Source organism: Pseudosporangium ferrugineum (assembly GCF_003002065.1).
Taxonomy (GTDB): domain Bacteria; phylum Actinomycetota; class Actinomycetes; order Mycobacteriales; family Micromonosporaceae; genus Actinoplanes; species Actinoplanes ferrugineus_A.
Genome location: NZ_PVZG01000011.1, coordinates 283,484 through 306,311, shown reverse-complemented (window position 1 = coordinate 306,311; position 22,828 = coordinate 283,484). Strand labels below are relative to the sequence as shown.

Genomic DNA, 22,828 nt, shown 5'->3' with positions numbered 1-22,828 from the left:
CACGATGAATATCGAATTACAGGAGCTCGACCACCGTGGCGTTCGCCATTCCTCCGCCCTCGCACATGGTCTGCAGGCCGTAGCGGACGCCGGTCTGTCGCATGTGGTGCAGCATCGTCGTCATGATCCGGGCCCCGGACGCGCCGAGCGGGTGGCCCAGGGCGATCGCCCCGCCGCGCGGGTTGAGGCGGGACGGGTCCGCGCCGGTCTCCGCCAGCCAGGCCAGCGGTACGGGCGCGAACGCCTCGTTCACCTCGTACACCCCGATGTCGTCCAGGGTGAGCCCCGCCTTGGCGAGCGCCTTCGCGGTGGCCGGGATGGGCGCGGTCAGCATGATGACCGGATCGTCGGCGGCGACCACGGCGGTGTGGATGCGCGCCAGCGGGCGCAGGCCGTGCGCGGCCGCCCAGCGTGAGGTGGTCACGGCGAGCGCGGCGGCGCCGTCGGAGATCTGCGAGGCCGAGCCCGCGGTGACCACGCCGTCGGCCCGGAACGGCGTCTTCAGCCCGGCGAGCTTCTCGAGCGTGGTGTCCCGGCGGATACCCTCGTCGCGGGTCACGTCCCCGACCGGGGCGATCTCGGTGTCGAACTCGCCGGCGTCCTGCGCCTTGGCCGCGGCCGCGTGGCTGGCCAGCGCGTACTCGTCGAGCTGCTGCCGGGAGAAGCCCCAGCGGGCGGCGATCATCTCGGCGCCGACGCCCTGGTGGAAGGTGTCGGTGCCGTAGCGCTCGCGGATCGACGGCCCGTACGGGTCCTGGCCGGCGATGCTGGAGAACATCGCCACCCGGCTCATCGACTCGACGCCGCCGGCGACCACCAGATCGGCCTGGCCGGAGAGCACCGTCGCCGCCGCGAAGTGCAGCGCCTGCTGGCTCGAGCCGCACTGCCGGTCCATGGTCGTGGCCGGCACCGACTCGGGCCAGCCGGCCGCCAGCACCGCGTTGCGCCCGGTGTTCCACGACTGCTCGCCGACCTGCGAGACGCACCCCCAGTGCACGTCCTCGATGTCGGCCGGGTCGAGCCCCGTCCGTTCCCGCAGGGCGCGCAGCACCCCCGCCGCCAGTTCCACCGGATGGACGCCGGCGAGCCCGCCGTTGCGCCGCCCCACCGGAGTCCGCACCGCGCCCACGATCACCGCATCTCGCATAGGCCGACGGTACGCGAGCCTGCGATAGTTGTGCCCATGTCGGCTCTTCAGTGGCGGGTGAAGCCGGTCCTGCCGGTGACGAAACTGCTCGGCGCGGTCGCGCTCGTCGTGCTGGTGACGGCCTTCGGGCGCCACGATCCGGTGCAGTGGGTGCTGGCCGGGGCCGGCGCGGCGGGGCTGACGCTGTGGGCCGTCCGCGACCTCGTCCGGCCCGTACGGCTCATGGCGGACCCGGGCGGGATCACCGTGGTGGTGGGCTTCGCGCGGCGCCGGCATCTGCCCTGGGCGCAGGTGGAGCGGATCCGGGTGGACCGCCGTGCCCGCCGGGGCATCCGCAGCGAGCTGCTCGAGATCGACGCCGGCGACAGCCTGCACCTGTTCAGCGTCCACGAGCTGGGCGCCGAGCCGGAGGAGGTGACGCGGGCCCTCGACGACCTGCGCGCCGGAGTCGTCAGGTGAGCAGTCGTCAGGTGAGCATCAGCGTGCGGTAGACCGCGATCGCCATCAGGATCACGAACACCGCCGCGAGGCCCACGCCCTGGACGAGGTTGCGCTTGTCGCGGGGCGCGTACGCGAGGATGCCGCCGGCCACGAACCCGGTGAACAGGCCGCCCAGGTGTCCCTCGACCGAGATGCTGGCCACCGCGAACGTGAAGATCACGTTGATGACGATCACCGGGAGGATCGGCGCGACGCTGAGGTTCAGCCGCCTGAGCAGCACGAAGATGGCCGCCATCAGGCCGAAGACCGCGGTGGAGGCGCCCGCCGTCGCCTGATTGGGTGCGGCCAGCGCGTACGCCGCGACGTTGCCGCCGAGGCCGGCGAGCACGTAGAGGCCGACGAACCGCAGCGGGCCGAGCACGCGCTCCAGGTCGCGGCCGAGGATCCACAACGCGTACATGTTCATCAGCAGGTGCAGCACGCCGTAGTGCAGGAACATGGCCGTGAACAGGCGATACCACTCGCCGTTGCCGGCGATGCCGTGCAGGCTGACGTCGCCCGCCGGGCCGTAGACGGCGCTGCCGAGGACGGCCCCCCACTGCGTCAACGGGGTGCTCGAGCCGAGCAGGCCGCCCATGCCGCCGCCGGCGACGGCGTTCGCGCCGCCCGACAGGATCGACATGACCATGACGAGGACGTTGACGCCGATGAGGGTCTTGGTGGCCGTCCCGGCCCGGCCGGCCGCGCTCCCGCCGAAGGCAGTGCGGGCCGGCCGCTGGGTCCGCCGCCCCTGGGCGACGCACTCCGGGCACTGGTGCCCGACCGAGGCCTCGTTCATGCAGTCCGGGCAGATGGGCCGATCGCAGCGGCTGCACCGGACATAAGTCTCCTTCGACGGGTGTCGGTAGCAGACCGGAGCCGTCACCGGAGACTCATTCATGCCCTCAAAGGTACCCGTGCGGGTGTACTAGTCGGCGACCCGCTCGATCTCGACGCGCTCGATGACGACGTCCTCGCGGGGGCGGTCGCCGGGGCCGGTCGGGGTGGTCGCGATCGAGTCGACGACCTTGGCGGACGCCTCGTCGGCGACCTGGCCGAAAATGGTGTGCCGGCGGTTCAGGTGCGGGGTGGGGCTGACCGTGATGAAGAACTGCGAGCCGTTGGTGCCCGGGCCGGCGTTCGCCATCGCGAGCAGGTACGGCCGGTCGAACTGGAGCTCCGGGTGGAACTCGTCGGCGAACTGGAAGCCCGGGCCGCCGCGGCCGGTGCCGGTCGGGTCGCCCATCTGGACCATGAAGTTCGCGATGACCCGGTGCGAGATGGTCCCGTCGTAGTAGGGGCCGCTGCCCTTCTGGCCGGTACGCGGGTCGACGTACTCCTTCGTGCCCTCCGCGAGGTCCACGAAGTTGCGCACGGTGGCCGGCGCGTGGTCCGGGAACAGCTGGAGCCGGATCGAGCCGTGGTTGGTGTGCAGGGTGGCGTAAAGCTTCTCAGCCACGGGTACTCCTATCGGCGTTGGACAAGTTCCTTGCAGTTCGGATCCTGCCCCATGTGTCTGAACCGGCTACGCGGGGGTACCCGAGGGGGCAGCATGGACCCGGGAGAAACCACAGGAGGTGCACTGGTGTTCGCAACTATGCGACGGAAGAACCGCAACGCGAAGATGAAGAGCGAGCTCGGCCAGAGCGTTGATCACTTCAAGCGTGCGGCCTCGCTCGCCGCACAGGAGACCAGCGCAACCGTGGGGCCGAAGTTCGCGGCCGCCAAGGATCGCGTGCAGCCGGCGGCCCGCAAGGCCAAGGGCGCGGCGACCAGCGGCTGGGGCAGCGCCATCGCCACCCTCGGCCCGCTCGTGGCCGCGGCGAGCGAGAACGCGAGGCAGACCGGCAAGAAGGCGAACAAGCGGGCCGTGAAGGCCAACAAGGATGCCGCCAAGGCCGGCCGCAGGAACGCCCGGAAGCTCGAGAAGCGGGCCAACAAGGCCGTCGGCCGCAAGCAGAGCAGCACGGGCGGCAAGCTCGTGAAGCTCGCGCTGGCCGGGGCCGCCGTCGGTGCCGCGGGCGCCTACGTCCTGCGTAAGCGCCGCAGCGACCAGTGGGACGAGTACGACCCCACCGGCCCGGTGAACCGGTCGACCCTGACCACCGGCGCCGAGGACGCGGCGTTCGAGCCGGCCGACCTGTCCGGCCCGTCCGGTTTCGTCACCCCGGCCGGCAGCACCGGCCCGGTCGTCGGCGGCACCGGTTCGGACCCGGCGCTGAAGGCGGGCGCCGAGCCGGCGCTCCTGCCCGAGGGCGACCAGACCACGTCGGCGCTGCACAGCCCCGAGGTGGCGCGGATGGCCAACGGCAAGAACAAGAGCTGAACCCCCGGTTGCAGACGGTACGGCGGGCGGCCCTCCCGGAGGGTCGTCCGCTGCTCCGCGTACGCGTCAGGGGTTCTTCTGTTCGGCGTTCGCCTGTCGCGCCCGTTCGGGATCCAGGGCCGGGCCCTGCGGCAGCAGCGCGACGAGCTGGCCCGGTACGGTCTGGGGCTGCACGCCGCCGTAGCCGAGTTTCGCCAGTACCTCGCGGTCGGCGAGCGGGTAGCGGCGACCGGTGTCGGTGATCACGCTGACCGTTCCGCTGCCGGCGGGCGCGCTCGGCGAGGCGGCGGACACGACCACCGCACCCTTGCCGCGCGGCACGTGCACCCGGTCCACCTGGACCCCGCCCGGCGCCGCCGGCTCGCCGGTGACCGCGGTGCCGCCCGGCATGGCCGCGCCGATCCGGATCGTGACGCCGCCGTTCGCGGCGCCGTCGTAGGTCAGGCAGACGCTGTCCGGGCCGTTGAGCAGCACCGGCACCGCGGGCGGCAGGCCGGCCGCGTTCGCCGCGGTGACCAGCTGCGTCTTCGAGCGGGGCAGGTTGCCGTACAGGGTGAGGTCCATCTCCCGGACGCTGTACGCCTCCGGATCGGTCTGCATGAGGTTCGCCTGCACGTCGGTCAGGTCGGCGACCCCGTCGCCGAGCACGACCCCCCACTGGTCGGCGGTGTTGCCGTCGCTGTGGATCCGCAGGATCTGGCCCACCTCGTAGTCGGAGATCTCCGCCGACGGGTCGCCCCAGTCGGGGATCGCCGGCGGCTTGAGGTCGGGCCCGATCGGCACCGCGTTGATCCACGCCGCGGACACCGGCAGCGCGGCCTGGTTCCACCGGAACCACACCCGGGTCTGCTGGAGGCGGCTCGCGGGGATCAGGAAGCGCTTGTTGTTGTAGACCAGGAACGTCCGGTCGGCCGGGTCGGTGACCAGCAGCCCGCGCAGCTGGTCGGCCGGGGTGTCGGCCTGCGGCACGGGCAGCGTGGTGCCGCCGCCGGCCCCCTCGCCGACCGACAGCACGCTCTGCGTCCCGGCCGGGCCCTGGGTGGCCTGCGAGCACACCGTCCAGAGGTTCTTGACCAGGCCGCCCTTGGCCGGCGGCAGGGAGTCGGGCGCGTCCGCGATGCCGAGCGGGTCGCCGAGCGGCACCTCGGCGAGGCTCTCCCGGGACGCGTTCTTCATCTCCGGCGCGGGGGCGTTGGCGATGAGCAGCCCGGACGCGTAGTTGAGCACCGGGTGCATCTTGTCGTCGGACTTCAGGTAGACGTACCGGGCGCCGGTGCCCTTCTCCAGGAAGACCACCGACTCGTCCCGGGGCTCGACCGTGCTCCGGCCCTTGAGCAGGCCGTAGACCGCGGCGCCGCCGACCGCGAGCGCGGCCACGACGAGGCTGACCAGGACCGTGGTGCCGGCCCGGCGCAGCGGCGAGCGGTGCGGGTCGGGGTCGTGGGTGACCAGCGCGGCCACCACGCGCTGCTGCGCGTACTGGTACGAGTGCAGCTGATCCTGCCGAGACGGCACGCGACTTCCCTCCCCGCGATGACAGGCCTCACTGTAAAGGTCGAGGGATGTCGCTGGGGGGCGGGCTTACAACCAGCCGTTGCGGCGGAACGCGCGGTAGAGCAGCACCGAGATGACCAGCATGATCGTGATCACGCCGGGGTAGCCGTACTGCCACTGGGTCTCGGGCATGTGCAGGAAGTTCATGCCGTAGACGCCCGCGATGGCCGTCCACACCGCGGAGATACCGGCCCACGCGGCGATCTTGCGCATGTCGTTGTTCTGGTCGACGGTCACCTGCGCGAGTCGCGCCTGCAGGATGGAGTTGAGCAGGTCGTCGTAGGAGGAGACCTGTTCGACCGTACGCGTGAGGTGGTCCTGCACGTCCCGGAAATACCGGCGGATCTCCTTGGGCACCAGCCGGCTCTGCGGCGAGGTGATGGTGGCGAGCGGGCGCTGGAGCGGAACCACGGCCCGCCGGAACTCCACGATCTCGCGCTTCATCTGGTAGATCGCCTGGACCGGGCTGCCCGTCTCCCGGGAGAACGCGCCCTCCTCGATGATGTCGAGGTCGGCCTCGACCTGGTCGGCGACCGCCACGTACGCGTCCACCACCCGGTCGGTCACCGCGTACGCCACCGCCCACGGGCCCTGCGCGAGCAGATCGCCGCGGGCCTCCATGTCGGCGCGTACGGGAGCGAGCTGGATCGCGTCGCCGTGCCGGACCGTGATCAGGAACCGCTCGCCGACGAACATCATCATCTGCCCGGTCTCGACGATCTGCGAGGTCTCGGTGAGCTCGCTGTGCGGCACGTAGCGCGCCGTGCGGAGGACCAGGAAGTGCATGCCGGCGAACTGCTCGAGCTTGGGCCGCTGCTGGGCCTTGACCGCGTCCTCGACGGCCAGCTCGTGCAGGTTGAACGTCCGGCCGACCGCGGCCATCTCCGCCTGCGACGGCTCGTGCAGGCCGAGCCAGACGAAGGCGTTCTCCCGGCTGCACGCCTCGCGCAGCGCCTCGTCGGGGCTGAAGTCGCCCGGCTCGCGCTTGCCGTCGACGTAGACGCCGCAGTCGACGACCGCGCTGCCGTGGAACTCCTCGCGGGGGCCGCCCTGCTCGCCGTCGACCGTGCCGAGGAACCGGTTCATCGCCCGTACGGGTGCCGTCCAAGCTCGCGACAGCGACCTGTTCACGCCGGTCGACCGGCTGCGGCGCACGCTGCTCTCGCTCATGACTGCCTCCCCCAAGGGTGCTGAAGCCCGGGCCTCGGTGGCGGGCCCGCCCGAGGCTACGCCCGGGAGGTTGCCCAGTCCTTACGCCACCGAAGCGCGGCGCCGGCCGGCAAGGTGGCGCCGGACGGACCGGCCGCATTTCGGGGGGTGAAGGGTGCGAGCGGCCCGCCCGGCGCCGGGGGGCGGGGGTGGGTGTCGACGCGTCGCACCGCATGGTCATGCAGCCTGACGCCGCAAGCATTGTGAGCCGTGCGCCGGTCCTGGGGGAAACCCAGAACCGGCGCAGAGGCTCGACTGTCGGAAACCCGACAGTCAAACAGGTTTCACACGCGAATATCCCTGATGGCCTCGGCAAGGCGCCGCACACCCTCGTCGATCTGCTCCACCGTCACGGCCGAGAAAGCCAGGCGTACGGAGTGGTTGCCGCCGTCGAGCAGGAAGTCGCTGCCCTTGACGATGGCCACCCCCTTCTTCATGGCGACCGGGAACAGCTTGTCCACGTCGATGTCCTCCGGCAGATCCACCCAGAGGAAGTAGCCGCCGTCCGGCTCGGTGAACGTCGCACCCGGGATGTGCTCGCGCAGCGCGGCGGCCAGCACCCCGGCGCGCTCGGCGAGGGCGGCGCTGACGGTCCGGATCGAGCGGTCGATGTCGCCCGAGACGCAGAACTGGTGGACGATCGCCTCGGACACCATGCCGGGCGAGATGTAGAGGTTCGTCGCCTTCTTCGCGATCGCGTCGATCAGCGCCGCCGGGCCGACCAGGTAGCCGACGCGGACGCCCGGGCACACGGTCTTGGTGAAGCTGGAGGCGTGCACCACCGAGTTGTTCTCGTCCATCGACAGCATCGAGGGCAGGGCCTCGCCGCGGAAGCGGATGTCGACGTACGGGTCGTCCTCGAAGATGAGGAAGCCGTACTCGGCCGCGAGCTCGAGCAGCACCCGGCGCTTCTCCAGGGAGAGCGTCACACCGGCCGGGTTCTGGTAGTTCGGGATGATGTGCGCGAGCTTGGGACGCAGGCCGTTCGCGAGCAGCCCGCGTAGCTCCTCGACGTCGATGCCGTCCGGCTCGATGGTGACCTGGTGCACCTTGCCGCCGAGGTTCTGCAGGCTCAGCAGGGTGCGGTCGTACGTGGGCTTCTCGACGACCACGTCGTCGCCGGCCTGGATCACGTGGTTGAACAGGAAGGCGTCCGCCTGCAGCGAGCCGTTGGTCACGATCACCTGCTCGGGGGCGACCCCGTGCTTCTCCGCGATCCACTTCCGCAGCGGGATGTAACCGACGGACGTGCCGTAGGCGGTCACCCCGGCCGGATCGGCGTCGAACGCCCGGGCGGCCGCGGCCTTGAGGCCGGCGACGTCGACGATGTCCAGCGAAGGTGCGCCTCGGGCGAATGAGATCAACTGCTCTGCGGTCATGGCCCAAGCTTACGAGCAGGCCCTATGTCATTTTTCCGCGTGTACCCCGGCCCGGGACCCCCCGGCGGGTGCTCCCGTCCGGCGCGGGGGCCGCCGCATTTTCTCCACGCGACCGCTGAGTCCGGCGCAAGCTTTCTCCGTACGAACAGCTTTCACGGTCCTGCACACTCTCGGTATATGAACGCACCGCTATCCTCGGCAGGCACCCCCCTCGACCCGGAAGGAACCACCCCATGATCGGTCTGGTACTCGCCGCCGGCGCCGGACGCAGGCTGCGTCCGTACACGGACACGCTGCCGAAGGCGCTCGTCCCCGTGGACGGGGAAACCACGATCATGGACATCTCGCTGCGCAACCTGGCGGCGGCGGGTCTCAAGGACGTGACGATCGTGGTCGGCTACTGCGCCCGCGCGGTCGAGGAGCGCAAGGACGCGTTCGAGGAGAAGTACGGCGTCACGATCACCCTCGTGCACAACGACAAGGCCGAGGAGTGGAACAACGCGTACTCGCTGTGGCTCGCCCGTGACCAGTTCGCGCAGGGTGCGCTCCTTGTCAACGGCGACACCGTGCATCCGGTCAGCGTCGAGCAGACCCTCCTCGCGAACCGTGGCCCGGGCATTCTTCTCGCCGTGGACAATGTGAAGAAGCTGGCTGACGAGGAGATGAAGACCATCTTCTCGGAGGATGGCCGGCTGACGAAGATCACGAAGCTGATGGACCCGGCCGACGCCTTCGGCGAGTACATCGGCGCCACCGTCATCGAGGCCTCCGCCGCCGCCGAGCTCGCCGACGCGCTCAAGACCACCTTCGAGCGCGACCCCAACCTCTACTACGAGGACGGCTACCAGGAGTACGCCAACCGCGGCGGCGAGATCCGCGCGGCGACCATCGGCGACATCCCCTGGGTCGAGGTGGACAACCACGAGGACCTGGCCAAGGCGCGGGACATCGCATGCCGTTACTAGCCCGCAGCGTCCAGACCCCGCTGCACATCGACGTGCGCCGGGGCGCGGTCAGCGACCTCGGGGCGATCCTCGCCGACGGTCGCATCTCCTCCGGCGGTGACGTCGCTGTGGTGGTCGGACCGGGCCAGGGCGAGAAGATCGCCGACCTGATCCGGCCGTCGCTCGGCTCCGCCGACGTCTACATGACGGCCGGCGGCACCCTCGACGCCGCCATCGAGCTCGGCGCCAAGCTGCGGTCCCGCGCGTACGACGCGGTCGTCGCGATCGGCGGCGGCAAGACCGTCGACACCGCCAAGTACGCGGCCACCCGCTACGCGCTGCCGATGGTCTCGGTCGCCACGAGCCTGGCCAACGACGGTGTCGCGTCGCCGGTCGCCAGCCTGATCCACGACGGCATCAAGGGCTCGTACGGCGTCCACATCCCGATCGCCGTCATCGTCGACCTGGACTTCGTCGAGAACGGCCCGGAACGCGTCAACCGGTCCGGCATCGGCGACGTGATCAGCAACATCAGCGCGCTGGCCGACTGGGAGCTGGCCCGCGAGGTCCGCGGCGAGCCGGTCGACGGCCTCGCCGCGTCCCTGGCGCGGATGGGCGCCGAGGCGGTCCTCACCATGCCCGGCGACATGTCGGACGACGCGTTCGTCACGGTGCTCGCCGAGGCCCTCATCTCCAGCGGCCTGGCCATGGCCGTGTGCGGCAGCAGCCGGCCGTCCAGCGGCGGTTGCCACGAGATCATGCACGCGACCGACTCGCTGTTCCCGGGCACCGCCTCGCACGGCGAGCTGGCCGGCCTCGGCGCGCTGTTCTGCACGTTCCTGCGCGGCGACGAGCGGCGCTTCGCGCAGATGTCGGACTGTCTGGTCCGGCACCAGCTGCCCCGCACCCCGGCCGACGTCGGGCTGTCGGCGCAGCAGTTCGTCGAGGTGGTGGAGTTCGCGCCGAAGACCCGGCCGGACCGTTACACGATCATCGAGCACCTCGCCATGACCCCGGACGAGATCAGCAGGAAGCTGGCCGAGTATGTCGACGCCGTCGCCCGCCGCTGACCCCCACGCGGGCAGCCCGAACGCGACCACCGTGGCCGGCGCCGCCCCGACCGCGGCGGACTACTACGCGGTCAACCGCGGCGGCGGACTCTTCAGCGAGGCGGTCAGCCAGCGGATCGGCGCCCGGATCGCGGTCTTCGCGCACAAGCGCCGCCTCGCCCCGACCGTGCTCACCGTCGCGAACCTGGGCCTGAGCTGCCTGGTCTCGTTCGTCGTCGTGGCGGCGGCGGGCCCGGTGGCCGACGACCGCGTCTGGGCCTGGCCGGTCGGCCTGCTCGCCCTGGTGGGCTGGCAGTTCGCGTACGCGCTGGACTGCTCGGACGGCCAGCTGGCCCGGGTCACCGGCCAGGCCAGTCCGGCCGGCGGGCGGGTCGACGTGCTCTGCGACGTGGCCGCGCAGATCGCCCTGGTGGCGGCCCTGTCGGCGACGGCGGAGGCGCAGATCCCGGCCACCCCCGCCTGGCTGCTGGCGGCGTTCGCGGGCACCTGGATGGTCAACCTGGTCACGTCGGTGATGCAGTCCGGCACGCAGGCGGCCAGCATGGTGACCAGCCGGTCCTTCCCGGTCCGCGTGGTCAAGCTCGTCCGCGACTACGGCGCGGTGATCGCCCTCGCCGGCGTCGTCCTGACCGTGGCGCCGCAGTGGACGATCTGGGTGATCGGCGCGTTCACCCTGATCAACGGCGCGTTCCTGGCGGCCAGCATCGCCTTCGCCGGCCGCCAGAGCCTCCGCGGCTGAGCCTCCGCGGTTGAGCCCGCGCGGCTGAGCCCGCGCGGCGGGCCGCGCCACCGCGATGGCGGCTGAGCCGCACGACTCAGCCGCCTGCCCTCGGGCGGGCCGCGCCGGCCCGGCGGTTCACTTCGGGGCGGCGTCGTGGCCGGCCGTGAGGCCCGCGTAGATGTCGAGCAGCTGCCCGGTCACCACGTCCGGGTGGAACGCCCTCAGATACCGGTCCCGGGCGGCCGGCGCGAACTGCGCCGCGTCCACCCGGGCGATCGGCAGCGCCGCGGCCAGCGTCGCCACCTCGGGGCGCACGGCCCAGCCCGCCGGGGTCGGGGTCTCGCCGAGCCCGAGCAGGTACGGGATCCCGCCCACGTCCGTCCCGAGCACCGGGCGGCCGGCGGCCATCGCCTCCAGGATCACCGTCGGCAGGACGTCGTTCCAGGTCGGCACCGCCACGATCACGGCGGCGTCGCGCCGGGCCGCCTCCATGCCGGCGCGGTCCAGGGCACCCAGGTACGTCACGTCCGTACGCTCCGCGGCGGCCCGCTCGGCCAGCGGCCGCAGCTCCCCGTCGCCGGCGATGCGCAGCGGGCCCAGGCTGCCGTCGGGGTGCTGCCGCCAGGCGTCGAGGAGCAGGGCCAGGCCCTTCTCCGGCGACAGGCGGGCCGCGTACAGGAAACCCTCGCCGAGCGGGGCGGGCTCGCCCGGATCCGGCAGACCGTTGGGCTTGATCGCGATCCGCTCGCCCGGAATGCCGTAATCACGCAGATGCGCGGCGATCCGCCCGGTGAGTGCGATGTAGCGGTCCACGGACTTCCAGGTCGGCCGGTGCACGGCGAGCGTGGTGGCCATGAGCGCGCTCTGCGCCGCCGAGCCGCGGTAGCACTTGTGCTGGATCGCCGGCCAGCCGAGCGCCTTGCCGCGGCAGTCGGTGCAGTTGTGGCCGTCGCGGAAGTACAGACCCGAGGAGCAGACCTGCCGGTAGTTGTGCACGGTCTGGATCACCGGCACCCCGTGGGCGTGCGCGGTGCGTACCACCCAGGGCGAGAGCAGCGGGTACGGGTTGTGCAGATGCACCAGGTCGGGTTTCTCCCGGCGCAGCAACTCGGCGAGGTCCCGTTGCGCCGCCCGGCCGAACACGGGCGAGACCGGCAACAGCAGCTTCTGGCTCGCCGGCAGGTCACCGATCGAGTCCGAGGCGCGCTGGAACGGCAGCACCTCGACTCCCGCCGCGGTGAGCTGGGCGATCTCGGTGTCGACGATGACGTTCTCCCCCGAGGGGATGGCCTCGCGATACCGGTTGTGCGCAACGACGACCTTCACGGCGACAAACGCTACCGTTGAGGGCGTGCCTGAGTTGCCCGAGGTCGAGGCGCTCGCCGCGTACCTGCGGGAGCGTGCGGTCGGCCATACCGTGGAGCGCTTCGAGGTGTCCTCGTTCAGCGCGCTGAAGACGTACGATCCGGCCCCGAGCGCCGTCGCGGGGCTGCCGGTCACCGGCGCCGGCCGGCACGGCAAGTTCCTCGACGTCACGTTCGGCGAGGACCTGCATCTGGTGGTGCACCTCGCGCGGGCGGGCTGGCTGCACTACCGCGACGCGTTCAAGTCGCCGGCGCCGCTCAAGCCGGGCAGCGGGCCCATCGCGGTGCGGGTACGCCTCGACGACGGCTCCGGCTTCGACCTGACCGAGGCGGGGACGCAGAAGTCGCTGGCGGCCTATCTGGTGCGCGATCCGGCCGAGGTGCCCGGCGTGGCCCGGCTGGGGCCGGACGCCCTGGCGGTGGACCGCGACCAGTTCGCCGAGCGGATCCGCGGCCGCAACGGGCAGATCAAGGGCGTGCTGACCGACCAGGAGGTGCTGGCCGGCATCGGCAACGCCTACTCGGACGAGATCCTGCACGTCGCGAAGATGTCGCCGTTCGCGCTGACGAGCAAGCTGACCGACGAGCAGATCACCACCCTGTACGAGGCGACCCGGCAGGTGGAGACCGACGCCGTCACCCGGTCGGTGGGGCAGAAGGCGGCCGAGCTCAAGGGCGAGAAGCGCGCCGGGATGCGGGTGCACGCCCGGACCGGGCTGCCCTGCCCGGTCTGCGGCGACACGGTGCGTGAGGTCTCGTTCGCGGACAAGAGCTTGCAGTACTGCGCGACGTGCCAGACGGGCGGCAAGCCGCTCGCGGATCGACGGCTGTCCAAGTTGATCCGATAGTCACGCAGGGTAAGCGCTTGGTCTCCCGGGGGAAAGCGACCACAACGTCCCCTTCTTCTCCGTCGTTCCATCGGTATAGTGGCCCGGTCCCACGCTTCGTCCGCGGCGCGCAGGGGACCGGCGGTCCCGCCGGAGCCCCGGGGGTCGTGGCAGTGCGTAATGTTCTTCGTGTGGGCGGTACGTGATGCGGGAGGACATAGGCGAGGTGACCACGAGCCTCCATCGCCCGGCGACCAGTACCAGCAACAGCCGGAGCGGCATGCCGTACGACAGCTTCGAGTGGCAGCAGGAGCCGCCGCCCAGTAACGGCGTGCCCCGGTCCGCATGGACCCGATCGCATCGCCGGCTGTCGCGCTGGCACCGGCCGTACACGGCGATCCTGGTCCTTCTTGATCTTCTTTCGGCGACGCTGGCGAGCTGGCTGGCCGTCACGTTCATCGAGAAGGCCAACTCCGGTTTCCAGGGCCGCGAGGAGATCTTCTACCTGGTCGCGTTCGCCGCCCTGCCGATCGGCTGGATCGTGGTCCTCTGGGGCAACGGCAGCTACGACCGCCGCTACCTGGGCCTGGGCAGCGAGGAGTTCAAACGCGTCGTCCGCGGCTTCGTCACGGTCGTGGCCTGCGTGTCCCTGCTGTCGTTCGCCACGAAGACCCAGCTGTCGCGTGTCACCATCGCCTACGTCACGACCGCTTCGCTGATCTTCATCCTGTTCTGCCGCTACTCGGCCCGGCAGATCCTGCACGTGGCCCGCAAGAAGACCGGCCACGGCGCGCACCGGATGATCCTGATGGGCACGCTGCCGGAGGCTCTCGAGGTCTACACGGCGGTCACCCGCAGCCCCGCCGCCGGCCTCATCCCGGTCGCCATCCACATCACCGACGGCTACGCGGCCGCCCGGGGGATCGAGACCCCGGTTCCCGTGTACGCCGCCCGCGACGTCCTCACCCTCGTCCGGGAGTGCGGGGCGGACACGATCGCCGTCTGCGGCTCGGCCAGCGCCGAGCCCGGTGAGCTGCGCCGCCTCGCCTGGCAGCTCGAGGGCACCGGCGTCGACCTGGTGGTCGCCCCGCAGCTCACCGACATCGCCGGCCCGCGCGTGCACATCCGCCCGATCGAGGGCCTGCCGCTGCTGCACGTCGAGGAGCCGACCCTCTCCGGGCCCGGCTGGCTCGCCAAGAACCTGATGGACCGCGTCGTCGCGTTCTTCGGCCTGCTCCTGCTGACCCCGGTGCTGGCGATCATCGCGCTCGGCATCCGGCTCTCCGACCCGGGCCCGGTCTTCTTCCGCCAGCCCCGCGTCGGCCACGAGGGCCGCACCTTCCGGGTCTGGAAGTTCCGGACCATGTACGTCGACGCCGAGGAGCGCAAGGCCAGCCTGGAGGAGCTCAACGACTCCGACGGCATGCTCTTCAAGATGAAGAACGACCCGCGCATCTTCTCCTTCGGCAACAAGCTGCGGGCGACCTCGCTGGACGAGCTGCCGCAGCTGATCAACGTGCTGAAGGGCGAGATGTCACTGGTCGGGCCGCGCCCGCTGCCCGCCGACGACGGCGACTACCTGGGCGACGTCCGGCGCCGGCTGCTGGTCCGGCCCGGCATCACCGGCCTCTGGCAGGTCTCGGGCCGCTCGGACCTGTCGTGGGACGAGGCGGTCCGGCTCGACCTCTACTACGTCGACAACTGGTCGCTGACCTACGACCTCAGCATCCTGTGGCGCACGATCGGCGTGGTGCTGCAGCGCAAGGGCGCGTACTAGCAGGCGCTACGCTCCGGGCGTGAGCGGTCAGGCCGGAAGTGTCCTCGCGGTCGTCGCCGTCCTCGCCGCCCTGGCCGGGGCGGTCGTGGCGGTGGTGCGGCTGCGGGCCCGGCGCGGGATTGCCACGGCCGGTCAGCGCGCCACGTACGAGGTGCTGCACGCCGCGTCCCTGGCCGCCGAGCCGCTGCGCAGCGGGCTGACCGTCGCCTCGGCCGGCAAGGCCGCGAAGCATCTGCGCCGGCTGGTGGGCGCGGCCGGGCTGGTCGTCAGCGACGGCAAGGAGTGTCTCGCGTCCGACGGCCGGGGCAGCCACCACACCGACCAGTTCGTGGCGGCGGCCCGGCGCGCGGTGAAGAACAACCGGTCCATCGTGCTGGGCACGGCCGACCTGCCCTGCGACCGGGTCGACTGCGTGGTCCGCGGCGCCGTGGTCACCCCGCTGACCGGCACCGACGGCCAGGCCCTCGGGGCGCTGGTGGCGGTGGCCGACGACCGGCCCGCGCCCGGGCTCGTGCAGGCGACCATGGAGACCGCGCGCTGGGCCGGCTCCCAGGTCGCCCTGGCGGAGCTGGACTCGTCCCGCGAACGTCTGGCCCGCGCCGAGGTGCGTGCCCTCCGCGCCCAGATCAGCCCGCACTTCATCTACAACGCGCTCACCGCTATCGCCTCGTTCGTGCGTACGGACCCGGAGCGGGCCCGGGAGCTGATCCTCGAGTTCGCCGAGTTCACCCGCTACTCGTTCCGGGCGCACGGCGACTTCACGACGCTGGCCGAGGAACTGCGCTCGATCGACCGCTACCTGACCATCGAACGCGCCCGCTTCGGCGACCGGTTGCAGGTACGCCTGCAGATCGCCCCCGAGGTGCTGCCGGTCGGGCTGCCGTTCCTGTGCCTTCAGCCGCTGGTGGAGAACGCCGTGCGGCATGGCCTGTCGCGCAAGCCCGGCGTCGGTATGGTGAGCATCGCGGCACGGGACGCGGGGGCCGAATGCCACATCACGGTCGAGGACGACGGCGTGGGCATGGACCCGGCGGCCCTCGCCGAGGGAGTGGCCGAGGCGGCGATCGGCAAGGGCGACGACGCTGGCCGGCACGTCGGCCTCTCGAACGTGGACGAGCGGTTGCGCTCGGTGTTCGGCGACCACTTCGGCCTGGTGGTGGAGACCGCACCGGGAGCGGGTACGAAGGTGAGCATGCGAGTGCCGAAGTTCCATCCGGGGGTACGGGCGTGAGCCTCGTGGTGCTGGCCGTGGACGACGAGCCGCCGGCGCTGGACGAGCTCGCGTACCTGCTCAACGCCGACGGACGGGTCGCCTTCGTGCACCGGGCCGGCGACGCCACCGAGGCGCTGCGGGTGCTGCGGGACACCGAGGTGGACGCCGTGTTCCTGGACATCCGCATGCCGGGGCTCGACGGGATGGAGCTGGCCCGGATCCTGCGCCGGTTCGCCCGGCCGCCGGCGATCGTGTTCGTGACCGCGTACGACGACGGGGCGGTGGACGCGTTCGACCTGGGCGTCACCGACTACGTCCGCAAGCCGGTACGCGCCGAGCGCCTCGGCGAGTCGCTGCGCCGGGTGGCGGGGCTGCGGGCGACTCCCCCGCCGGCCCCGGTCCAGCGGGAGGAGGAGCCGAGCATCCCCGTCGAGCTGGCCGGCACCACCCGGATGCTGCCGCGCTCGTCGGTGCGCTGGGTCGAGGCCCAGGGCGACTACGCCCGCCTGCACACCTCCGACGCCTCGCACCTCGTCCGGGTGTCGCTGGCCACGCTGGCGGAGCGCTGGGCGGATGCCGGTTTCGTGCGAATCCACCGGTCGTACCTGGTTCAGCTGCGGCTGGTCGCCGAGCTGCGGCTCACCCAATCGGGGTACGTGGTGACGATCGACGGCGCGGAGCTGCCGGTCAGCCGCCGCCACACCCGGGAGCTGAAGGACCGGCTGATCCGCGCCGTGAAGAACGACTGGACCCGCTGATCCACAGAGTTGTCCACAGGTCCACAGCGTTGTCCCCAGAGTTATCCACAGGATGACGATCTTCACGAGTTGTCCACAACTCCACCCCCGCCCCTGCACGCCTCTTCAATAGGCTGCCTCCGCACGGCGGGGACGCCGTGGGGTGGGAGGCAGCGAGATGGACGGAACGACCGGCTGGAGGCAGGCCGCGCCGCAGGCCGGCGCGGGTGCGCCCGCCCGGCGGGTGCTCGTCGTGGAGGACGAGCGGACGATCGCCGAGGCGGTCGCCGCCCGGCTCCGCGCCGAGGGCTTCGACGTCCACCTCGCCGCCGACGGGCCCGGCGCGGTGGAGGCCGCCCGCCGGATCCGGCCCGACGTCATCGTCCTGGACGTCATGCTCCCCGGCTTCGACGGGCTGGAGGTCTGCCGGCGCATCCAGGCGGAGCGGCCCGTGCCGGTGCTGATGCTGACCGCCCGCGACGACGAGACGGACCTGCTGGTGGGGCTCGCGGTCGGCGCCGACGACTACCTCACCAAGCCGTTCTCGATGCGCGAGCTGACCGCACGGCTGCACGCGCTCCTGCGCCGGGCGGCCCGCGTCCCGGCGCCCGAGCCGGAGCCCGAGCCCGGCCTGCTGCGCCTCGGCGACCTGGAGATCAACCTCGCCGAGCGCCGGGTGCTCCGGGCCGGCCGGGAGGCCCACCTGACGCCGACCGAGTTCGACCTGCTGGTCCACCTGGCCGCCCGGCCCCGCACGGTGCTGCCCCGCGAACGCCTGCTCGCCGACGTGTGGGGCTGGGCCGACGCCTCCGGCACCCGGACCGTGGACAGCCACATCAAGGGCCTGCGGCGCAAGCTCGGCGCGGACCTGATCCGCACGGTGCACGGCGTCGGGTACGCCCTGGAGGTCGCCCGATGACGCTGCTGCGATGGGTGCTGAGCTGGCTGCCGAGGCCGCTCGACCCGGTGCGCTCGATCAAGGCGAAGCTCTCCGTGGCCCTGGGCATCGCCGGCGGGGTCGGGCTGCTGATCTTCTGGTGGAGCCTGGACTGGGTGCGCGTCGAGCTGTCCTGGTTCGCCATCGCGGTCGCCCTCGGCCTGGTCACGCTCCAGGTGATGGCGCACGGCGCGACGGTGCCGCTGCGTGAGATGACGGTGGCCGCCAAGGCGATGGCGCGCGGCGACTACACCCGGCGGGTCCGGGCGACCTCCCGCGACGAGGTCGGCGAGCTGGCCGCCGCCTTCAACCAGATGGCCGCCGACCTGGCCGCCGCGGACCGGCAGCGGCGCGAGCTCATCGCCAACGTGTCGCACGAGCTGCGGACGCCGATCACGGCGCTGCGCGGCCTCCTCGAGAACATCGTCGACGGCGTGTCCAGCGCGGAGCCGGAGACCATGCGTACGGCGTTGTCGCAGACCGAGCGCCTCGGCCGGCTGGTCACCGAGTTGCTGGACCTCTCGCGGCTGGACGCGGGCGTGGTGCCGCTGACGCCGGCGCCGCTCGACCTGCGGGCGTTCCTCGACGAGGTGGTCCGCGAGGCCCGGGTGACCGCGGACGGCGCCGGGCACGACGTCCGGTTCGAGGTCGCCGTCCCGGAGATCCGCCTGACCGGCGACCGCGAACGCCTGCACCAGCTCTTCGCCAACCTGCTCGACAACGCCGCCCGGCACAGCCCGCCCGGGGGCACGGTCACCGTCCGCGCGGAGCGCCACGAGGACCACGTACGGATCGCCGTGACCGACGAGGGCGACGGCATCCCGGCGGCCGACCGCGAACGCGTCTTCGAACGCTTCACCCGGGGCGAGCGGGCCCGGCACGGCGGCACGGGCCTCGGCCTGGCCATCGCGCACTGGGTCGTGCAGCTGCACGGAGGCACGATCGCCGTGGTCGATCCCGCCGTCATCCCCACCCCCGCACCCACCGCCGACCCCGGCCCCACGCCCGCCGCCGTCCTCGGCCCCGCACCCACCGCCGGCCCCGGCCCCGCACCCACCGCCGGTCCCGGCGCCGCACCCACCGCCGGTCCCGGCGCCGCACCCACCGCCGGTCCCGGCGCCGCCCCTCGGGCCGGCGACGGAGCTGCCGTGCGGCCCGGGCCCGGCTGCCACATCCACGTGACCCTGCCGCTCGCACCGGCCTGACCGCAGGAGAAGACCATGCCGACGACCAGCCCGCCGCCCGACCGGCCGGCCGCGCCGACTCCGCCCCAGGCAGCCGCGCAAGCCCCCTCCCAGCCGACCCCGTCCCAGCCGGCCCCGTCCCAGCCGGCCCCGTCCCAGCCGGCCCCGTCCCAGCCGGCCCCGTCCCAGCCGGCCCCGTCTCAGGCAGCCCCGTCTCAGGCAGCCCCGTCTCAGCCGGCTCCCTCCCAGGCGGGAGCGGCGATCGCCCCGGCCGGTCCGCCCGGCTCGTTCCGGCCCGCCCCCGGGGCGCCCGCCGTGGCCCCGCTGTACGGGCCCTGGGCCGACTCCTCGATCTTCGGACGCCGCTGGCCCGGCCCCGGCCGCCCGGCCTCCCTCGCAGCCATGGTCGCCGTCCTGCTCGCCGCCGTCGTCGCGGCGCTGAGCGTGCCCCTGGACCGTCCCGGCGTCGGATGGTCGGTCGCCGCGATCGGCGGGGTCGTCGCGCTCATCGTCGCCCGCGTGGTGCCGGACAGGCTCGCCCCCACGGCGCCCCGGCCGCTGGTGAAATGGCGGCCACGCGCCCTCGGCCCCGCCCGTTTCGCCTGGTCGGCCGCGACGGTCGCGTTGCTGGCCGTCGGCACGGTCCGCGCCGCCGGCTGGTTGTTCGTGCTCTGCCTCGCCACGGCGTTGCTGACCGGCGCGCTCGCCGTGACGGGCGGCCGCTCCGCCCGGGGGATGGCGCTGGCCGCGGTGCTGGCACCGTTCGCGGCGCCGCGGGCGCTGATCTGGCTCGTGCGCGGCGCCACGACCGCGCACCGGGGCGGCGGCAGGGGCGCGCGGATCGCCGCGACCGTGGCGGTGTCGGTCGCGCTGCTTCTGGTGTTCGGGTCGCTGTTCGCTTCCGCGGACGCGGCGTTCGCCGACATCATCACGGCGGTCGTGCCGGACATCGACGCCGGCACCGTGACCCGCTGGATCTTCGTCTTCGGCGTCACGACCGGCATCGTGGGCGGCGCCGCCTTCCTGCGTGCCGCGCCGCCCGACCTGTCCGGGCTGGACGGTCCGGGCCGCCGGCGGGTGGGCCGCCTCGAGTGGGCCGTACCGCTGACGCTGCTCGTGCTGCTCTTCGGGCTGTTCGTGGGGGTGCAGATCACGGTCCTCTTCGGCGGCTCGCAGCACGTCCTCGGCACCGAGGGCCTGACGTACGCCGAGTACGCCCGCGGCGGCTTCTGGCAGCTGCTGATCGTCACCGGCCTCACCCTGCTCGTCCTGGCGGGAGCCGCGCGGTGGGCGCCGCGGGAGACGCGTACCGACCGGGTGCTGATCCGGGTGGTGCTCGGGGCGCTGGCCGCGCTCACCCTCGTGATCGTCGCGTCGGCGCTGCACCGCATGGACCTGTACGCCGACACCTACGGCCTGACCCGCCTGCGCGTGCTGGTGGCGGTCTGCGAGATGTGGCTCGGCGCGGTGTTCGTGCTGGTCCTCGGCGCCGGCCTGCGGCTGAGGGCGGCGTGGCTGCCCCGCGCGGTGGTGGCCGCGGGTGTCCTCGCGCTGCTGGGTCTCGCGGCGGCCGACCCCGACCACCTCATCGCGGACCGCAACGTGACCCTGTTCGAGCGGACCGGGCGGATCGACACGGCGTACCTGTCCCAGCTCTCCGCCGACGCGGTTCCGGCCCTCAATCGGCTGAGCGGCTACCACCGTGACTGCGCGCTGGAGCCGGTGCACGAGCACCTCGACACCCACCGCGACGACTGGCGCGGCGCGAACCTCGCCCGGGCGCGGGCGCGTGACGTGCTGCGGAGCGACCCGCCCGCCGCCCACACCGGCTGCCCGGGGCAGTATCCGACGACCCGCTGAGGCGCGCCCGCGCCGGCCTTGACTTTGCCGGCGGAGCGGCAAGACTGCCGGTCATGGGCGACGAGACCGGGGCGGCGGGCAGGCCGCCGCGCACCCGGGTCGTGCTCGGCGAGGCGGCCGCCCGGCGCCGGCCGCCGGACCCGGCGCGGGCCGAGCTGGCCGAGGGGACGCCGGTCGGCGAGGCGCTGGTCAAGGGCCTGGTCCGGGCGCAGCTCGCGCTGGCGGTCCGGCTGAGCCTGGTCGTCGTCACCGGGCTCGGATCGCTGCCGCTGCTCTTCGCGGCCGCGCCCGCGGTGGGCCGGATCAAGGTGCTCGGCATCAACCTGCCGTGGCTGCTGCTCGGCTTCCTCTCGTTCCCGTTCCTCGTCGGCGTCGGGTGGGCGTACGTGCGCTGGGCGGAACGCAACGAGCAGGACTTCACCGCCGTCATCCGCAGGCCCGAAGCGTGAACCCGTACGTCGTACCGGGGCTGGTCGTGGTCGTGCTGGTCACGGTCGGCATCGGCGCGTACGGGCTGCGCTTCGCCCGTACCACCTCGGACTTCCTCGTCGCCTCGCGGTCGGTCAGCCCGTCCTGGAACGCCGCCGCCATCAGCGGCGAGTACCTGTCCGCCGCGTCGTTCCTGGGCGTGGCCGGCCTCGTGCTGCGGTACGGCGTCGACGTCCTCTGGTACCCGGTCGGGTTCGCCGCCGGCTACCTCGCCCTGCTGCTGTTCGTCGCGGCGCCGCTGCGCCGGTCCGGGGCGTTCACCCTGCCCGACTTCTGCCAGGTGCGCCTGCGGTCCCCGCTGCTGCGCCGGCTCGCCACCGTCTTCGTGATCTTCATCGGCTGCCTGTACCTGGTGCCGCAGATGCAGGGCGCCGGCCTCACCTTCACCACCGTCACCGGCGCCCGGTACGAGTGGGGCGCGCTCCTCGTCGGCGTCGTGGTCACCGCCAACGTGGCCCTCGGCGGGATGCGCGCCATCACCTTCGTGCAGGCGTTCCAGTACTGGCTGAAGCTGACCGCTCTGGCCGTACCCGTGATCTTCCTGGTCCTGCAGTGGCAGTCGGACGGACGCCCGGCCGTCACGCCCCCGGCCGGCCCGGTCTTCTCCACCGCGACCACCGTCGTCGTCGAGCAGGACGCCGTGCTCGACGGCACCGTACGCGTGCACGCCGGCGACCGGCTCACCTTCGAGCCCGGCGACCGGGTGCCCGACGTGAGCACGGTCGACGACAACCGCGCCGCGTCCTGGCTGCTGCCGGGCGGCGACGCCAGCCTGTTCGCCACCTACTCGCTGATCCTGGCGACGTTCCTCGGCACGATGGGGCTGCCGCACGTGCTGGTCCGCTTCTACACCAACCCGGACGGTGCCTCGGCCCGCCGCACCACCCTGGTCGTACTGGCGCTGGTCGGCCTCTTCTACCTGCTACCGACCCTGTACGGCGTCCTCGGCCGGATCTACACCCCGCAACTGCTGATGACCGGCCGCACCGACGCCGTGGTCCTGCTGCTCCCGGAGGCGGCGCTGGGCGGCGGCCACCTCGGCCAGTTCCTCGGCGCGCTGGTCACCGCCGGCGCCCTGGCCGCGTTCCTCTCCACCTCGTCCGGCCTGCTGACCAGCGTCGCGGGCGTGGTCTTCACCGACATCCTGCACGCCGATCGGGGCGGTTCGGTGCGGGACTTCCGGCTGGCCACGGTGCTGGCCGCGGTCGTACCGATGGTGCTGTCGATCTATGTGGCGAACATGGACGTCTCGCGCGTGGTCGGGCTGGCCTTCGCGGTGGCGGCGTCGAGCTTCTGCCCGCTGCTCGTGCTGGGCATCTGGTGGCGGGGGCTGACCGACATCGGCGCGGCGGCGGGCATCGTGATCGGCGGCGGCGCGGCGATGGGGGCGGTGTTACTGACCGTCATGGGGCCGCCGCTCACCGGCTGGCCCGCCCAGCTCGTGGCGCAGCCGGCGGCGTGGACGGTGCCGCTGGCTTTCGCGGTGATGGTCGTCGGTTCGCTGGTGACGAAACGCCGGGTACCGGCCGATATCGGGGCCACGATGCTGCGGCTGCACGCGCCCGAATCGCTGCGGCTCTGATTTTTTAGGAAACTTATCTGAACTCTTC

General features: G+C 72.5%; 21 protein-coding genes. 14 read left to right on the top strand and 7 right to left on the bottom strand.

Features of this window, described 5'->3' with window-relative positions; genetic code table 11:
- Positions 1-16: 16 nt before the first annotated feature.
- Positions 17-1,147, bottom strand: coding sequence for an acetyl-CoA C-acyltransferase (locus CLV70_RS23915; protein ID WP_106128809.1), 1,131 nt, complete (start codon positions 1,145-1,147; stop codon positions 17-19).
- Between the two features lie 36 nt (positions 1,148-1,183).
- Between CLV70_RS23915 and CLV70_RS23910 the strand changes: the two genes are divergently transcribed.
- A complete protein-coding gene (locus CLV70_RS23910) occupies positions 1,184-1,606 on the top strand; it encodes a PH domain-containing protein (RefSeq protein ID WP_106128808.1) in 423 nt (140 codons plus the stop codon).
- Positions 1,607-1,613: 7 nt separating this feature from the next.
- Here CLV70_RS23910 and CLV70_RS23905 read toward each other — a convergent pair whose 3' ends face one another.
- Positions 1,614-2,528 (bottom strand): rhomboid family intramembrane serine protease, encoded by a 915-nt coding sequence (locus tag CLV70_RS23905; protein ID WP_106128807.1) that lies wholly within the window; start codon positions 2,526-2,528, stop codon positions 1,614-1,616.
- Between the two features lie 27 nt (positions 2,529-2,555).
- Entirely contained in the window at positions 2,556-3,086 is a 531-nt protein-coding gene (locus CLV70_RS23900) for a peptidylprolyl isomerase (RefSeq protein ID WP_106128806.1), read from the bottom strand.
- A gap of 138 nt (positions 3,087-3,224) precedes the next feature.
- Here CLV70_RS23900 and CLV70_RS23895 point away from each other — a divergent pair, with 138 nt between their 5' ends.
- Positions 3,225-3,953, top strand: a complete 729-nt coding sequence (locus tag CLV70_RS23895) for a hypothetical protein (RefSeq protein WP_245908415.1) — start codon at positions 3,225-3,227, stop codon at positions 3,951-3,953.
- A gap of 66 nt (positions 3,954-4,019) precedes the next feature.
- On the opposite strand, the gene eccB is transcribed toward CLV70_RS23895, so the two are convergent.
- The 3 genes from eccB to CLV70_RS23880 form a co-directional block, all read right to left on the bottom strand.
- The gene (gene eccB, locus CLV70_RS23890) at positions 4,020-5,468 is read right to left on the bottom strand and encodes a type VII secretion protein EccB (protein WP_106128804.1); all 1,449 of its coding nucleotides are present in this window, start codon (positions 5,466-5,468) and stop codon (positions 4,020-4,022) included.
- Positions 5,469-5,534: 66 nt separating this feature from the next.
- Positions 5,535-6,677: a magnesium/cobalt transporter CorA gene (gene corA, locus CLV70_RS23885; RefSeq protein WP_106128803.1), complete on the bottom strand. Its 1,143-nt coding sequence runs from the start codon at positions 6,675-6,677 to the stop codon at positions 5,535-5,537.
- 323 nt (positions 6,678-7,000) lie between these two features.
- Positions 7,001-8,095 (bottom strand): aminotransferase-like domain-containing protein, encoded by a 1,095-nt coding sequence (locus tag CLV70_RS23880; RefSeq protein WP_106128802.1) that lies wholly within the window; start codon positions 8,093-8,095, stop codon positions 7,001-7,003.
- A 233-nt stretch (positions 8,096-8,328) separates the two neighbouring features.
- Here CLV70_RS23880 and CLV70_RS23875 point away from each other — a divergent pair, with 233 nt between their 5' ends.
- From CLV70_RS23875 to CLV70_RS23865, 3 genes are read left to right on the top strand one after another with little or no spacing between them, the layout of a single operon-like run.
- Positions 8,329-9,060 (top strand): phosphocholine cytidylyltransferase family protein, encoded by a 732-nt coding sequence (locus CLV70_RS23875; protein ID WP_106128801.1) that lies wholly within the window; start codon positions 8,329-8,331, stop codon positions 9,058-9,060.
- Positions 9,048-10,109, top strand: coding sequence for an iron-containing alcohol dehydrogenase family protein (locus CLV70_RS23870; RefSeq protein ID WP_106128800.1), 1,062 nt, complete (start codon positions 9,048-9,050; stop codon positions 10,107-10,109). The genes CLV70_RS23875 and CLV70_RS23870 overlap by 13 nt, the downstream gene beginning before the upstream one ends.
- Positions 10,084-10,848: a CDP-alcohol phosphatidyltransferase family protein gene (locus tag CLV70_RS23865; RefSeq protein ID WP_106128799.1), complete on the top strand. Its 765-nt coding sequence runs from the start codon at positions 10,084-10,086 to the stop codon at positions 10,846-10,848. The genes CLV70_RS23870 and CLV70_RS23865 overlap by 26 nt, the downstream gene beginning before the upstream one ends.
- Before the next feature lie 117 nt (positions 10,849-10,965).
- On the opposite strand, the gene CLV70_RS23860 is transcribed toward CLV70_RS23865, so the two are convergent.
- Positions 10,966-12,156 carry a glycosyltransferase family 4 protein gene (locus tag CLV70_RS23860; protein ID WP_106128798.1) on the bottom strand — a complete coding sequence of 397 codons (1,191 nt, stop codon included), beginning with the start codon at positions 12,154-12,156 and terminating at the stop codon, positions 10,966-10,968.
- Between the two features lie 25 nt (positions 12,157-12,181).
- Between CLV70_RS23860 and CLV70_RS23855 the strand changes: the two genes are divergently transcribed.
- The 9 genes from CLV70_RS23855 to CLV70_RS23815 all read left to right on the top strand — a co-directional run bounded on the left by CLV70_RS23855 (position 12,182) and on the right by CLV70_RS23815 (position 22,800).
- A complete protein-coding gene (locus CLV70_RS23855; protein WP_106128797.1) occupies positions 12,182-13,042 on the top strand; it encodes an Fpg/Nei family DNA glycosylase in 861 nt (286 codons plus the stop codon).
- A 196-nt stretch (positions 13,043-13,238) separates the two neighbouring features.
- Positions 13,239-14,798 carry a sugar transferase gene (locus tag CLV70_RS23850; RefSeq protein ID WP_211303859.1) on the top strand — a complete coding sequence of 520 codons (1,560 nt, stop codon included), beginning with the start codon at positions 13,239-13,241 and terminating at the stop codon, positions 14,796-14,798.
- A 19-nt stretch (positions 14,799-14,817) separates the two neighbouring features.
- Entirely contained in the window at positions 14,818-16,029 is a 1,212-nt protein-coding gene (locus tag CLV70_RS23845) for a sensor histidine kinase (protein WP_106128795.1), read from the top strand.
- Complete coding sequence (locus tag CLV70_RS23840; protein ID WP_106128794.1) at positions 16,026-16,769, top strand: LytR/AlgR family response regulator transcription factor; 744 nt, start codon at positions 16,026-16,028, stop codon at positions 16,767-16,769. The genes CLV70_RS23845 and CLV70_RS23840 overlap by 4 nt, the downstream gene beginning before the upstream one ends.
- 157 nt (positions 16,770-16,926) lie before the next feature.
- On the top strand, positions 16,927-17,667 hold the full coding sequence (locus CLV70_RS23835) for a response regulator transcription factor (protein ID WP_106128793.1): 741 nt from the start codon (positions 16,927-16,929) through the stop codon (positions 17,665-17,667).
- A complete protein-coding gene (locus CLV70_RS23830; RefSeq protein WP_342750404.1) occupies positions 17,664-18,890 on the top strand; it encodes a sensor histidine kinase in 1,227 nt (408 codons plus the stop codon). The genes CLV70_RS23835 and CLV70_RS23830 overlap by 4 nt, the downstream gene beginning before the upstream one ends.
- Positions 18,891-19,184: 294 nt before the next feature.
- The gene (locus CLV70_RS23825; protein WP_245908414.1) at positions 19,185-20,729 is read left to right on the top strand and encodes a DUF4153 domain-containing protein; all 1,545 of its coding nucleotides are present in this window, start codon (positions 19,185-19,187) and stop codon (positions 20,727-20,729) included.
- Positions 20,730-20,782: 53 nt separating this feature from the next.
- On the top strand, positions 20,783-21,178 hold the full coding sequence (locus CLV70_RS23820; RefSeq protein WP_106128792.1) for a DUF485 domain-containing protein: 396 nt from the start codon (positions 20,783-20,785) through the stop codon (positions 21,176-21,178).
- A complete protein-coding gene (locus CLV70_RS23815; protein WP_106128791.1) occupies positions 21,175-22,800 on the top strand; it encodes a sodium/solute symporter in 1,626 nt (541 codons plus the stop codon). The genes CLV70_RS23820 and CLV70_RS23815 overlap by 4 nt, the downstream gene beginning before the upstream one ends.
- Positions 22,801-22,828 lie beyond the last annotated feature (28 nt).

Bases quoted from the DNA above. Each gene is read 5' to 3' on its own strand.
- CLV70_RS23915 (WP_106128809.1), bottom strand. From the start codon at position 1,147: ATGCGAGATGCGGTGATCGTGGGCGCGGTGCGGACTCCGGTGGGGCGG.
- CLV70_RS23910 (WP_106128808.1), top strand. From the start codon at position 1,184: ATGTCGGCTCTTCAGTGGCGGGTGAAGCCGGTCCTGCCGGTGACGAAA.
- CLV70_RS23905 (WP_106128807.1), bottom strand. From the start codon at position 2,528: ATGAATGAGTCTCCGGTGACGGCTCCGGTCTGCTACCGACACCCGTCG.
- CLV70_RS23895 (WP_245908415.1), top strand. From the start codon at position 3,225: ATGCGACGGAAGAACCGCAACGCGAAGATGAAGAGCGAGCTCGGCCAG.
- corA (WP_106128803.1), bottom strand. From the start codon at position 6,677: ATGAGCGAGAGCAGCGTGCGCCGCAGCCGGTCGACCGGCGTGAACAGG.
- CLV70_RS23880 (WP_106128802.1), bottom strand. From the start codon at position 8,095: ATGACCGCAGAGCAGTTGATCTCATTCGCCCGAGGCGCACCTTCGCTG.
- CLV70_RS23875 (WP_106128801.1), top strand. From the start codon at position 8,329: ATGATCGGTCTGGTACTCGCCGCCGGCGCCGGACGCAGGCTGCGTCCG.
- CLV70_RS23870 (WP_106128800.1), top strand. From the start codon at position 9,048: ATGCCGTTACTAGCCCGCAGCGTCCAGACCCCGCTGCACATCGACGTG.
- CLV70_RS23865 (WP_106128799.1), top strand. From the start codon at position 10,084: ATGTCGACGCCGTCGCCCGCCGCTGACCCCCACGCGGGCAGCCCGAAC.
- CLV70_RS23835 (WP_106128793.1), top strand. From the start codon at position 16,927: ATGGACGGAACGACCGGCTGGAGGCAGGCCGCGCCGCAGGCCGGCGCG.
- CLV70_RS23830 (WP_342750404.1), top strand. From the start codon at position 17,664: ATGACGCTGCTGCGATGGGTGCTGAGCTGGCTGCCGAGGCCGCTCGAC.
- CLV70_RS23820 (WP_106128792.1), top strand. From the start codon at position 20,783: ATGGGCGACGAGACCGGGGCGGCGGGCAGGCCGCCGCGCACCCGGGTC.